Annotated in this window: 11 protein-coding genes; 5 read left to right on the plus strand and 6 right to left on the minus strand. The window is 70.7% G+C overall.

The features are described 5' to 3' along the window. Nucleotides 1-122: 122 nt before the first annotated feature. The gene (locus KUM40_RS20175) at nt 123-575 is read right to left on the minus strand and encodes a nuclear transport factor 2 family protein (RefSeq protein WP_217167408.1); all 453 of its coding nucleotides are present in this window, start codon (nt 573-575) and stop codon (nt 123-125) included. Between the two features lie 281 nt (nt 576-856). On the opposite strand from KUM40_RS20175, the gene KUM40_RS20180 reads away from it, so the two are divergent. The 3 genes from KUM40_RS20180 (at nt 857) to KUM40_RS20190 (ending at nt 2,963) form a co-directional block, all read left to right on the plus strand. After that, nucleotides 857-1,693: an AraC family transcriptional regulator gene (locus KUM40_RS20180; RefSeq protein WP_217167409.1), complete on the plus strand. Its 837-nt coding sequence runs from the start codon at nt 857-859 to the stop codon at nt 1,691-1,693. A gap of 83 nt (nt 1,694-1,776) precedes the next feature. Beyond that, the gene (locus KUM40_RS20185; protein WP_217167410.1) at nt 1,777-2,244 is read left to right on the plus strand and encodes a cupin domain-containing protein; all 468 of its coding nucleotides are present in this window, start codon (nt 1,777-1,779) and stop codon (nt 2,242-2,244) included. Then, on the plus strand, nt 2,241-2,963 hold the full coding sequence (locus KUM40_RS20190) for a GDSL-type esterase/lipase family protein (protein ID WP_217167411.1): 723 nt from the start codon (nt 2,241-2,243) through the stop codon (nt 2,961-2,963). The genes KUM40_RS20185 and KUM40_RS20190 overlap by 4 nt, the downstream gene beginning before the upstream one ends. 84 nt (nt 2,964-3,047) lie before the next feature. Here KUM40_RS20190 and KUM40_RS20195 read toward each other — a convergent pair whose 3' ends face one another. Next, a complete protein-coding gene (locus KUM40_RS20195) occupies nt 3,048-4,103 on the minus strand; it encodes a C40 family peptidase (protein WP_217167412.1) in 1,056 nt (351 codons plus the stop codon). Between the two features lie 286 nt (nt 4,104-4,389). On the opposite strand from KUM40_RS20195, the gene KUM40_RS20200 reads away from it, so the two are divergent. After that, nucleotides 4,390-4,743 (plus strand): hypothetical protein, encoded by a 354-nt coding sequence (locus KUM40_RS20200; RefSeq protein ID WP_217167413.1) that lies wholly within the window; start codon nt 4,390-4,392, stop codon nt 4,741-4,743. Here KUM40_RS20200 and KUM40_RS20205 read toward each other — a convergent pair. Further along, nucleotides 4,721-5,734 carry a tellurite resistance/C4-dicarboxylate transporter family protein gene (locus tag KUM40_RS20205; RefSeq protein WP_217167414.1) on the minus strand — a complete coding sequence of 338 codons (1,014 nt, stop codon included), beginning with the start codon at nt 5,732-5,734 and terminating at the stop codon, nt 4,721-4,723. The two genes, KUM40_RS20200 and KUM40_RS20205, sit on opposite strands and share 23 nt — an antisense overlap. Nucleotides 5,735-5,761: 27 nt before the next feature. Beyond that, on the minus strand, nt 5,762-6,928 hold the full coding sequence (locus tag KUM40_RS20210; RefSeq protein ID WP_217167415.1) for an NlpC/P60 family protein: 1,167 nt from the start codon (nt 6,926-6,928) through the stop codon (nt 5,762-5,764). A gap of 525 nt (nt 6,929-7,453) precedes the next feature. On the opposite strand from KUM40_RS20210, the gene pcrA reads away from it, so the two are divergent. Then, complete coding sequence (gene pcrA / locus KUM40_RS20215; RefSeq protein WP_217167416.1) at nt 7,454-9,937, plus strand: DNA helicase PcrA; 2,484 nt, start codon at nt 7,454-7,456, stop codon at nt 9,935-9,937. Nucleotides 9,938-9,980: 43 nt separating this feature from the next. On the opposite strand, the gene KUM40_RS20220 is transcribed toward pcrA, so the two are convergent. Both KUM40_RS20220 and KUM40_RS20225 read right to left on the minus strand, forming a co-directional pair. After that, nucleotides 9,981-11,690, minus strand: coding sequence for a peptidoglycan DD-metalloendopeptidase family protein (locus KUM40_RS20220; protein WP_217167417.1), 1,710 nt, complete (start codon nt 11,688-11,690; stop codon nt 9,981-9,983). A gap of 206 nt (nt 11,691-11,896) precedes the next feature. After that, a partial coding sequence (locus KUM40_RS20225; RefSeq protein WP_217167418.1) for an alpha/beta fold hydrolase occupies nt 11,897-12,579 on the minus strand: 683 nt, incomplete at its 5' end.

Below are 12,579 nucleotides of genomic sequence, written 5' to 3' on the forward strand. Positions count from 1 at the left end.
CACGTCTGTCTCGTCGAAGCGCATCTGGCAGGTAGCGGTTCGCTGACCTACTGGGGTGCCAGGTCGTTTGCGAACACCGATGACTGGTGTTCTCAAACGACCTGGCTTTTGCGGTGGGCTGGTCACGCATCCTCAGCCGGGCGGGGCGGCGAGCCGGCCAGCGGCGAGGTGTCTTCGTATCGGATCTCGTAGACGCGCTCGGCGAACTTCCAGCCGTCGCTGGTGCGCTGGTAACGGTCATGGTAGATGGCGTAGTTCAGCCCGCTGCGGCCGTCGCGGCCACGCCCGATCTCTGACATATATGCACGGCCGGACGCGGTGTCGCCGTCAAGCTGGATCATGCCCGGGTGCGTGTTCTGCACGAGGAAGTCCACAACGTCCGGCACCCGCCTGCCCCAGGCGCGGATCGCCTCCTGGCCTTCGAGCTCAACGGGGATATTGGGCATCCGCAGCGCCCCGTCCGGTGTGAACAGCAAAGCGAGACGGTCGTAGTCGCGCATCATCGCCGCGTCGGTGAACTCACCGCGGATCGCCTCGATCTCGACGCGATCCGCGATGGCCTGAAAGTCACTCATCGTTTTCCTCCTCATGGCCTTGGGCTCGGTGCACGAACGACACCGGGCTGCCATGGGTACGACGACACGGCTCTCCGGAATGTGACACGGCCCCGCTCAGAGCGCACCGCAATGAGGATCCGCCAGCACGAACGAGAACGTGTGAGAGCCCGACAGCTTCAATGCGACGGGACAACGTCCTTGACGGCCCTGTTCTCGTACAACTACGGCGAACGGGCATGTAGCACTGTGTAACGCTCGGGGCTGGGTTCACCGGCTCGTCAGTTCGTACCCTGACGAGGGTGGAAGACCATACGGCCACCAGGATCGTTGCGCTTCCGACGCCCGCTTTACGGCGGTACGTCGGCTCGTATGTCGGTTTCGATCTGCGTGGGTTCCCGGCGGGGGTGCACTGCGGTCCGCCGGGCCGTGTGCTCACTGCGGTGATCAGTCTGTCAGATCCTTTGGAGGTGGCGGCGGGCGTCGACGACGGGTCACCGGTCACCCGATTCGACGGCGTGGCCGGCGGTCTGATGTGCCGGTCCGTCGCGATCCACCACGACGGACGCCAGCAAGGCGTGCGGGTGTCGCTGACACCGCTCGGGGCCCGGGCCGTCTATGGCATGCCCGCCGCTGCGCTCGCCCACCGGCTGGTCCCACTCGACGAGCTTCTCGGAGCGCTTGGCGTCGAGCTGGTCGACCGGCTCCGAGCGGCGACAACATGGACCGCGCGGTTCGCCGCGCTGGACGAGTTGCTCCTGCAAGCCGTCGGCCGCGGCGCCGGCGGCGACCGCATGCTGCGGGTGCGCCCCGAGGTGCCCGAGGCCTGGCGCCGCCTCGTCGCCGCGCGGGGCCGCGTCCAGGTCGGGGCGGTCGCCGCAGAACTGGGCTGGAGCCGTCGGTACCTCACCGAGCGGTTTCGCGGTGAGGTGGGCCTGTCGCCGAAGACGTTCGCTCGAGTTCTGCGCTTCGAGCACGCGCACGAGCTCGCGACGGCGCACGACCCGCTCCCGTGGGCCGACGTGGCGAGCGTCTCCGGCTACGCCGACCAGGCCCATCTCGTTCGGGACTGGCGCGAGTTCACGGGCCGGCCCCCGACGGTCTGGCGTCGCGGCGAAGTCCTCCTCGGGACCGGGTAGTCGCCGACCGGCTGCCCGTCGCGTCGGCTTCCGTTCCCTTTCCTTCAAGACCGCCCGATCGCCGTGCTGTGACAATCGTCGGCATGAGACTCGTCAACCACGAACGCAATGCCATCGACCTGCGGACCACCCCCGTACACCTCGGGCTGGGATCGAGAGCGAAACCCGTCGAGGGCTTCGCCTGGGACCCGGAGGTGCTCCAGGCATACAGCGCCGCGGTCGCGGCGGACGGCGCCGAGGGCCGGATGGTGACGATCTTCGACGGCGACGGCCTCGGCGACCACTGGGAACGCCACCCCGCCGGCGATGAACTGGTCGTCTGCCTCAGCGGGTCGGTGACGGTCACCCGCGATGTGGACGGGGTGCCCGACCGCGTTGTGCTCGGGCCGGGCGAGGCCACGGTCAACCCGGCCGGGGCATGGCACGCGGTCGACATGACGGGGCCGGCGTCCATCCTGACCATCACCCCCGGCCTCGGCACCGACCACCGCCCCCGGACCGACACCCGCCCGACCGAACACGTCGGCACGCCCGGCCCGCAAGCGCCGTGACGACACGCGTCGCGTGCCTCGGCGACAGCCTCACCCGCGCGCAGCTCAGCGTCGACTACCTGGACCTTCTCGAACGACGCCACCCTCCCGGCGACGTGCGGATCGCCCGCTTCGGCGCCAACGGCGACTTCGCCCACAACCTCTCGCGACGCCTCGATGCCGTCGTCGCGGACCCGCCTGATGTGATCACCGTGTTGATCGGGACCAACGACGCCCGAGCGAGCCTCGACGGCTACCCCGTGGAGCGGGCCATGAAGCGCAAGCAACTCCCCGAGCGCCCGTCAGCCGACTGGTTCCAGCAGTGCCTTGGAGCCGTCGTCGAACGGCTGCGAACGGAGACCGACGCGACGATCGGTCTGCTGTCGCTCCCGGTCCTCGGCCAGCAACTCGACGGAGCGGCGGCGCAAGCATCGCTGGCGTACAGCCGGATGATCGCCGAGGTTGCCACCACCAACAAGGCGACGACCTACCTCCCGCTCCACGAACGCCAGATCGAGGAACTGCGCCAAGCGGACCCGCCGCCGATCCCGTACCGGGAGCCGACGCCCGCTGCGGGCATCGGCGTCCTCGTCCGGCACGCCGTGCTGCGCCGCAGCCTCGACACGATCTCGCGGCGCCGAGGTCTCGTCCTCACAACCGACCACATCCACCAGAACAGCCGCGGCGCCGCCCTGGTCGCCGAGGTCATCGACAATTGGCTGCCGACGCGGAGCGCGTAGCCGGTTGCGGCGTTGTTCAGTTCCGCCGTCGTCCTCGCCCGTGAGGCCGTCCTGGCCCCGTCCGCGACCGTCGTCGTCAAGCCGTCACACGACCCGCGTCGCCCCCGCGAACGGCATCACGTCGACGGAGGCGACACGCACCGGTGCCGAGGGGTTGGGGGCGTGGATCATCTGCCCGTTGCCGATGTAGATGCCGACGTGGCTGATGCCGGAGTAGAAGAAGACCAGGTCGCCGGGGAGGAGTTCGGAGCGTGGGACGCGGCGGCCCGCGTCGATCTGGGCGTAGGTCGTGCGGGGCAGGGAGACTCCGGCGGCGCGGTAGGCGGCCTGGGTGAGGCCGGAGCAGTCGAAGGAGTCGGGGCCGGTCGCGCCCCACACGTAGGGGCTGCCGAGCTTCTGGTGGGCGTAGGCGACGGCTGCCGCGGCGCGGGAGTTGGGGGCCTGGGTTGAAGCGGACAGGGCCTCCCGGGAGTCCGGGGAGGAGGCGCGGGAGGAGCGGTCGGCCGTGCCGTGACCCACGCCGGCGCGTTCCTCGGCGGTGAGGCCGGACAGCAGGCGGCGGGCCGCCTCCAGTTTGCCGGTGACGGTCTCGCGGTGGCGTTTCAGCTCGGCCCGGCGCGATTTCAGCGAGGTCACCTCGATGCGGGCGGCGCCGCGCAGTTGCTCGATGTCGCGCAGTTGCTTGCGCACCCGGCCGACGGCGGCCCTCTGCCGGCTGCCCGCCCGTTCGACGAAGGCGGCGCCGTCGAGATACCCGTCGGGGTCGGCGGAGAGCGCGAGTTGCAGCGCCGGGTCGAGGCCGCCGCTGCGGTACTGCGCCGCGGCCACCGAACCCAGCGCCTCCCGCGCGGTGTTCAGCCGGTCCTCCTTGCGCGCCGCCTCGTCCCGCAGCTCCTCCAGGCGCCGTTCGGCGGTGTCCGCCTTCTCCTTCGCGCCGTTGTACTTCTCGGTGGCGACCTCCGCCTCCTGGTAGAGCTTGTCCACCCTGGCCCTGACCTGCGCCGCCGTCGGCTGCGGATCCGCGTGCCCGGTGCCGCCCAGGCCCGTCGCGGTGGCCGCTCCCGCGAGGGTGATCGTGGCCGCCGTACGGGCCCTGCCGCCGCCCGTCACCCGCTGTCGCGCCTTGCGGTGCGCTCCCACCTGCGATCCACGTCCTTCCGTACGACTCGACTCCGGCTGCCTGGGTGAGGACGCTAGGCGCGACGGTAACGGCCGGGTGACGGGATGTGCGGAAGTGGCAGTAGCGGATCGGGCGGCGACCGTATGTGACCGCCGCACCGTCCGGCGGCCGTCGTCTTCACGCAGGGTGATGATCGATATGCCGGACCGGGGGCGGGTGAGGGGCGTGAGCTGTTATGGGACGCCGGGGCCGGCCGACGTGGGCCGGTGTCGGGGCGCGGCCGGGCGCTCATTAGGCTCCGGGCTCATGGACGTACTCATCCACATTTTCGTCGGTCTGCACATCATCGGCATCGCCGCGCTCCTCGGCGGCTTCCTGACCCAGATGAAGGCGATGGGCCAGGGTGCGGCCCGTTTCACCCCCGCGATGCTGCACGGCGCGCTGACGATGCTGGTCACCGGTGCCGCCCTGATCGGCCTCAACCAGGCCCAGGACACGGCCGTCGACAACGTCAAGATGGGCGTGAAGCTCGCCCTGCTGATCGTGATCCTCGGCCTGGTCTACGTGAAGCGCGACGACGAGAAGGTGGAGAAGCCGCTGTTCGGCCTGGTGGGTCTGCTGACCGTGGTGAACATCTTCATCGCGGTGCTGTGGACCTGACCGTCCCGGTGTCCGTTCCCGCTGACCGCAGCCCGGTCCGGGCGTGGACGACCGCCCCCGCGGCGACCGCCAGCCATCCGGCCACCGCGATCCACAGCAGCGCCCGGCCGGGCCAGTCCAGCCACGGCACGTCGACGACGACGGCCACGGACAGTGCCGCCGCCGCCGTCATGCCGATCGGGAAGACGGTCGACCAGCGGCGTACGTCGTAGTGGACGCGCGGCCAGGCGATCTCGGCGGCCAGGAGTACGGCGTACCAGGCGAGGTCGAGGATCAGCAGGAAGACGGTCAGGTCGTGCAGAACGGCGTGGTCGTCGGCGTTCCACAGGTACATGCCGGTCCCGGCCGCCGCGAGGAGCTTGGCACCCGCGAGGGCGGAGATGGCGAGCGCGCCGCCCGCCACCCAGTGGTCCCCGGCGCCCCGCGCCACCTGCCGCAGATCGAAGCGGAACAGCGCGATCAGGTAGAGCACGATCCCCAGCCAGAACGGCACCAGGGCGGCGTGCGCCAGCCAGGCCGTCGAGGTGGCGGCGGCCAGCGTGGCGCCGAGCACGGCGAGCCCCTCCGTGGCCACGCAGCCCAGGAACACCGCCCCGGGCATCCTCCGTCCCCAGTGCCGCACCACCAGGATCAGCAGCCCCGGCCACAGCAGAGCGGCCAGCGCCAGCAGCACCGCCGCCAGGGGTGACCAGCCGAGCAGCGAGAAGCGGGTGCCGAGCACGGTCGTCGCGGCGACGGCGGTGAGCGCGCCCGGCGTACCCGCCCGCGTCAGCCACTGCGCGCGCTCGACCAGCAGCAGGTAGACGAAGTTCGTCGCCAGCGTCAGCCAGGCGGCACAGGTCAGGACCAGGGCGATCCGGGACAGGACCTCGCGGCCCGTCAGATGCAGGGCGACCGACAGGATGCCGGTCGCCATCACCGCGGCCCCGGCCGCCGGCGGACGCTGCGCCCACCAGGCGCGCAGGGCGTGGGGAGAGGTGGCCGAAGACATGCGCCCGATGCTAAGGACCCTCGCGGGTCAGGCCGGGCGCACCACGCTGTAGATCGACGACTCGCCGTCGTAGAAGATCGACTCCTCGCGGACGTACGCGCCCGGCTTCGGCGCGTGGATCATCATGCCGTCGCCGATGTAGAGGCCGACGTGGCTGATGTCGTCGTAGAAGAAGACCAGGTCACCGGGTTGTGCCTGGGAGACGGAGACGGTCGTGCCGGCGTTGACCTGGTCGTAGGTGACGCGCGGCAGCGTCACGCCGGCGGCCTTCCAGGCGGCCTGGGTCAGGCCCGAGCAGTCGTAGGAGCCGGGGCCCGTGGCGCCCCAGACGTACGGCTTGCCGATCTGGGCGCGGGCGAAGGCGATCGCCTTCTCGGCCTTCGTTCCGTTCGAGGAGTCCGGCGTCGAGGAGTCCGACGAGCCGGAACCGGTGTTGCTCTCCTGCTGCTGGGCGGCCTCCTCCTGCCGTTTGCGCTCCGCCTCCTGCTCCGCCTGCTGCTTCTTCGCCAGCTCCGCCGCCTTGCGCGCGGCCTCCTCCTGCTTCTTCTTCTCGATCGCCGCGAGCCGGGCCTTCTCCTCGGCGGTCAGCTCCGACAGCAGCTCCCGCGCGGTGGCGAGCTTCTTCTGGACGGTCGACTTGGCCGTCTTCAGATCGTTCTGCGAGTCGGTGAGCGTCTCGAGGCTCTCGGTGGCCTCCCGGCGCTTCTGCATCGTCTCGGACTGCTGCGTGACGTAGTCGTCGACGGCGGTCTTCTGGCGGCCGGTGAGCCGGTTCATGAGCTGGTTCTGGTCGAAGTAGTCCTGCGGCGAGTCCGCGAGCAGCAGGGTCGCGGTCTCCGGGACCGCCGCGCCCGTGCGGTACTGGGCGGAGGCGAAGGAACCCAGCTCCTCGCGCGCGTCGTTGAGCTTCTGGGTGCGCTTGGCCACGTCGTCGAGGAGCGTGTCGACGCGCCCCCGCTGCTTGGAGGTCTTCTCCTTGGCCGCGTTGTACTTCTCGGTCGCCGACCCCGCCTGGCGGTACAGGTCGTCGACTTTCTTCTCCACCTCTTCGAGGCTCGGCCGGTCGTCCGAGGGCGCGGCGTTGGCCGTCTGGGACAGCAGGGCGACGGAGGTGAGGGCCGCGGTGGCGAGGGCCGGGGTCCGTATGCCTGCGACGCGGGTACCGGTGGGACGCGACTTGCGGTGCGACGCCAAGGGAGGCGACTCCTTCCAATGCTCCGCCTACCGGGTTAGCGGTGGGGGTGCCCCCAGGCCGTTCAGGCTCTGGGGGAGGGTTCGGGCGGTGGTTCGGAAGGGTTGCCCTACGGCGGACCGTCCTCGTGGAGGGCGGTGCGGCCGATTCACCCCAAGGTCTCGGTTGGGTCCCCGGCTCCGGGTGCCGTGCGGGCACGCCGGACTCGGCGGAGGCCGCGCGGCCCGGCGGGGTTCGCCGGTGGGGGTCGTACGGCCTGCCCGCACCGTAGCCAACTCGTGTGGCCGCTGTGAAGGTTGGTGGGTGATATGCCCGATACATTTTCGTGACCTTGGGTGTGACCTCGGGTGGGGGCGTCAATTGCGTCACTCTTTGTGCCACACCTCGTCGCAGGGCGTGTCCGTGGCGCAGGGAGTGTCCGTGTCGCAGTGCGTGTCCGTGTCGCGGTGCGTGTCCGGCATCGGGATTCCGGCGATTTTCCGGGGTGGCGCCGGGTTGTCGGTGGGGCGCCCTAGACTCGGAGAGCGATGAGCAGCCTCTTTGACGACAACTTCCTGGCGAGCCTCCAGACCCCCCGGGGTCGCGAGGAGGAGCCTCCGCCGCCACCCGAGGACGATCACGGACCGGAGCCGGTCCCGCACGATCTGTTCGGCGGGAAGTTCGACGCGCCCCCGGACCGGGACACCCACTACCGCGACGGCGCCCCGCGCCCCGCCCTGGACGCCGCCGCGCTCCTGGAGGGGCTGAACGAGAACCAGCGCGCGGCCGTCGTCCACTCCGGCTCCCCGCTGCTCATCGTGGCCGGAGCCGGCTCCGGCAAGACCCGCGTGCTCACCCACCGCATCGCCCACCTGCTGGCCGAGCGGAGCGTCCACCCGGGGCAGATCCTCGCGATCACCTTCACCAACAAGGCCGCGGGCGAGATGAAGGAGCGCGTCGAGCAGCTCGTCGGCCCGCGCGCGCACGCGATGTGGGTGATGACCTTCCACAGCGCGTGCGTCCGCATCCTGCGCCGCGAGTCCAAGAAGCTCGGCTTCACCTCGTCGTTCTCGATCTACGACGCCGCCGACTCCAAGCGCCTGATGGCGCTGGTGTGCCGGGATCTCGACCTGGATCCGAAGCGCTTCCCGCCGAAGTCCTTCAGCGCGAAGATCAGCAATCTGAAGAACGAGCTGATCGACGAGGAGGACTTCGCCGCCCAGGCCGCCGACGGCTTCGAGAAGACCGTCGCCCAGGCGTACACCCTCTACCAGTCGCGGCTGCGCGAGGCCAACGCCCTCGACTTCGACGACCTGATCATGACGACGGTCAACCTGCTCCGCGCCTTCCCGGACGTCGCCGAGCACTACCGCCGCCGCTTCCGGCACGTCCTGGTCGACGAGTACCAGGACACCAACCACGCCCAGTACGCGCTGGTGCGCGAGCTGGTCGGCACCCCCTCGGAGCACCCCGTCGACGTGCCGCCCGAGGCCGAGATCCCGCCGGCCGAGCTGTGCGTGGTGGGCGACGCCGACCAGTCGATCTACGCCTTCCGCGGCGCCACCATCCGCAACATCCTCCAGTTCGAGGAGGACTACCCGGACGCGACGACGATCCTGCTCGAGCAGAACTACCGCTCCACGCAGACGATCCTGACCGCCGCCAACGCGGTCATCGAGCGCAACGAGTCCCGCCGCCCCAAGAACCTGTGGACCAACCAGGGCGCCGGCTCCCAGATCACCGGGTACGTCGCCGACACCGAGCACGACGAGGCCCAGTTCGTCGCCGACGAGATAGACCGCCTCACCGACGCGGGCGAGGCGAAGGCCGGCGACGTCGCCGTCTTCTACCGCACCAACGCCCAGTCCCGTGTCTTCGAAGAGGTCTTCATCCGCGTCGGCCTGCCCTACAAGGTCGTCGGCGGCGTCCGCTTCTACGAGCGCAAGGAGGTCCGGGACGTCCTGGCCTACCTGCGCGTGCTGGCCAACCCGGAGGACTCGGTTCCGCTGCGCCGCATCCTCAACGTCCCCAAGCGGGGCATCGGCGACCGCGCGGAGGCGATGATCGACGCTCTCTCCCAGCGCGAGAGGATCAGCTTCCCGCAGGCCCTCAAGCGGGTCGACGAGGCGTACGGCATGGCCGCGCGCTCCGCGAACGCCGTCAAGCGGTTCAACACGCTCATGGAGGACCTCCGTACGATCGTGGAGTCCGGCGCCGGACCGGCGACCGTGCTGGAGGCGATCTTCGAACGCACCGGCTACCTCGCCGAGTTGCAGGCCTCCACCGACCCCCAGGACGAGACCCGCATCGAGAACCTCCAGGAACTCGCGGCCGTCGCCCTGGAGTTCGAGCAGGAGCGGGCCGAGAGCGAGGAGGCCGGGACCCTGGCCGACTTCCTGGAGAAGGTCGCGCTCGTCGCGGACTCCGACCAGATCCCCGACGAAGAGGACGGCGACGGCGTCGTCACCCTGATGACCCTGCACACCGCCAAGGGCCTGGAGTTCCCGGTCGTCTTCCTCACCGGCATGGAGGACGGCGTCTTCCCGCACATGCGCGCCCTCGGCCAGGCCAAGGAGCTGGAGGAGGAACGGCGCCTCGCCTACGTCGGCATCACGCGCGCCCGGGAGCGGCTGTACCTGACCCGGTCGACGCTGCGCAGCGCCTGGGGGCAGCCGTCGTACAACCCGCCCTCGCGCTTCCTGGAGGAGATCCCGGCCCCCCACCTGGAGTGGAAGCGGACCGGGGCGAACGGGCCCGCGCCCTCCGCGCCGGTCTCGGGCGTGGCGGCCTCGCTGTCCTCGTCCCGTTCCCGCTCGTCGGCGTCGGGCGCCTCCGGCTTCGCCACGCGCCGCTCCGCCGAGCAGCCGACGGTGTCGCTGGCGGCCGGCGACCGTGTCACGCACGACCAGTTCGGACTCGGGACCGTGGTCGGGGTCAAGGGCACCGGGTCGAACGCCGAGGCGACGATCGACTTCGGGGACCCCAAGCCGAAGCGGCTGCTGCTGCGGTACGCGCCGGTGGAGAAGCTCTGAGGACGCGGTGAGGTGAGGTGCGGCGCGGCGCGCGGTTACGGCGTCACTGCGGGTTGAGGCCGTGGCTGCGCAGCCACGAGAGCGGGTCGATCGCCGAGCCGCCCGAGGGCCGCACCTCGAAGTGCAGGTGCGGGCCGGTCGAGTTGCCGGAGTTGCCGGAGAACGCGATCGCGTCACCGGCCTTCACGGTCGAACCGGAGGGGACCTGGTAGCTGGAGAGGTGGCAGTACCACGTCTCCGTGCCGTCCTTCGCGGTCAAGATCAGCATGTTCCCGTACGCGCTGTTGTACTGCGTACGGACCGTCCCGTCGGTCGCCGCCATCACCTTCGTCCCGTACGACACGGGGAAGTCGATGCCGGTGTGCACGGACATCCAGTTGATGCCGGCCTGGCCGTAGTACGCGCTGAGTCCGTGCTGCGCCACCGGGAGCGCGAACTTGGGGCGCAGCCGCTCCTTGCGGGCCGCCTCCTCCGCCGCGCGCTTCTTCTCGGCGGCCTGCTCGGCCTTGAGGTCGATGCGCTCCTGCGTCCGGCTGGCCCGGTCGGCGAAGTCGTCGGCTCCGGCGGCGAGGCTCGTGAGCTGGGTGTCCAGCTTGTTGTTGGCGGCGGACGGTTTGACCGGCGCGGCCTTCGCGTCGCCCGGGTCCGGCGCGGACGCCGTGGTGTCGGAGCCGTCGTCGCCGGACAGGCTTCCGACGGAGGCGGCCGCGATACCGGCGACGCTCATCACGCAGGCCGACGGCACGGCGATGGTCAGCAGCGCGGAACGCTTGGCGGGCTGGCGGCGTCGGGAGCGCGCCCCGCCGCGGGAAGCGGCGCGGGAGGCGGTGCGTGCGGCCGGGATCCGTGCGCCCGGCGTGGCCTCTTCCTGGTCGTCCAGGAGGGCGGTCATCGTGGGGAGTTCACCGGTGGCGGCCAATTCGCCGTCGTACGCGCCGGGTTCCTCGGCGGTGGGCGGGGCGCCCGGCGTGGCGTCGTCGTCCGGAGCGGGGTGCTCGGCGGGTTGGGCGGGGTCCGTCGTGGCGGCGTCCGGGTTCCACTGCGTGGCGTCGTAGGCGCCGGTGTCGACCGGGCCGCCCGCGAACGCGCCGGTGCTGAACGTTTCGGTGTTGAACGTGCCGGTCGCGAAGGCGCTCGTCTCGAAGGGGCCGGTTTCGCAAGGGGCGGTTTCAAAGGGGCCGGCTTCGAAAGTGCCGGTTGCGAAGGTGCTGGTTTCGAAAGTGCCGGTCTCGAAGGCGGCGGTTTCGAAGGTCTGCGTGCCCCAGGTCCACTGCTGGGTCGGGTCGGCCGGTTCGCCGGACTGGTCCGGCCCGCTCCAGGCGCCGGTGTCCCACTGTCCGGTGGCCTCGGCACTCGCGGCCTGCGGCGGCACGGCACCGGGCTGCTGGTAGCCGGCCGTCCATGCCGTCGTGTCGTAGGCGCCGGTGTCGTATGCGGCGTGGTGCTGGGCCGCGTACGCGTCGTAGTTCAGGGCCTGCCCGCTGCCGGTGGACCACTGGGTGGCGTCGTACGAACCGGTGGCCTCGGAGGCGCCCGCGTAGTGCTCGCCCGGCATGCTGCCGAAGAGGGGGTCCGCGTCGAAGGTCGAGGTGGCGCTGGAACCGGTGGAGAACCCGGTGGCGTCGTATCCGCCGTACGTGGTGAGGTCGCCGTACTGGGCCTCCCCTGTGCCGTACGACGCGTACTGCGCCGGAACGGCGTCGGAAGCCGGAGCCGGGGAGGTCATGGCCCCCGACGGGTGACGGTCGTTCACCAACTTCTCTTTCGCCTCGACAACAGGGGCTGCCAGAGCAGTGCGGTGACTGTACCCGGCGGTATACGGGCACGACAATCTTCGTCAGGTTTCGCGCCCGAAGGAAACGGGCAATCGGCCGTGTTTTGGGGGACGGCGGGCACGAGTTTGGCTTTGTGTTCGAGGGTTGTTCGATGTCGAACGGGTTGTGACGGGTTGTGTCTGACTCAGGCGACGGTCAGCCCGTCGGCGCGTTTGCCCGTTTCTGTGCCTGTTTCCATACTCGCTTCCTGCTCGACGGTGTCGAGTGCCTGCCGTATCCCCGTGGCCACGGCGGGGTGCACGGGCAGCGCGAGGTGGCCGATGCCGCTGACCCGTACGTTCTGCACGGTCAGGTCGGGGTGGTCGAGGCAGGCCGTCTCCAGCGGGTCCATCACGCGGTCCAGGTCGCTCCAGAAGCTGACGAACTGCGTGCGGCAGCCGGGCGTCGGCAGGGCCAGCTCATCGAGCACCGCCGATCCGGGACGCATCTGCCGCACGATCGGGTGCGCGTTCGCCAGCGGGACCACCCGGGTGCCGGTGTGCGGGGTGCCGAGCGTCACGAGCGTCCGGACGCGGAGGTCCCCGTTGAGGCGCTGCACGTAGTACCGCGCGATCAGACCACCGAGGCTGTGTCCGACGACGTCGACCCGCTCGCTGCCCGTCCGCTCGCAGATCTCCTCGATGTGCCGGCCGAGCAGCTCGGCCGCGGTGCGGATGTCGCAGGTCAGAGGGGAGTAGTTCAGTGACTCGACCTGGTGCCTGCCGTGCTGGGCGAGGCTGCGGCGCAGGAGGAGGAAGACCGAGCGGTTGTCGATGAAGCCGTGCAGCAGGATGACCGGGGGGCTGACGGGGGCCGGGAGCCGGGGGG

The organism is Streptomyces sp. AC512_CC834 (assembly GCF_019049325.1).
GTDB lineage: Bacteria > Actinomycetota > Actinomycetes > Streptomycetales > Streptomycetaceae > Streptomyces.

Coding starts and splice junctions, on each gene's coding strand:
- KUM40_RS20175 (WP_217167408.1), bottom strand. CDS start 575: ATGAGTGACTTTCAGGCCATCGCGGATCGCGTCGAGATCGAGGCGATC.
- KUM40_RS20185 (WP_217167410.1), top strand. CDS start 1,777: ATGAGACTCGTCAACCACGAACGCAATGCCATCGACCTGCGGACCACC.
- KUM40_RS20200 (WP_217167413.1), top strand. CDS start 4,390: ATGGACGTACTCATCCACATTTTCGTCGGTCTGCACATCATCGGCATC.
- KUM40_RS20205 (WP_217167414.1), bottom strand. CDS start 5,734: ATGTCTTCGGCCACCTCTCCCCACGCCCTGCGCGCCTGGTGGGCGCAG.
- pcrA (WP_217167416.1), top strand. CDS start 7,454: ATGAGCAGCCTCTTTGACGACAACTTCCTGGCGAGCCTCCAGACCCCC.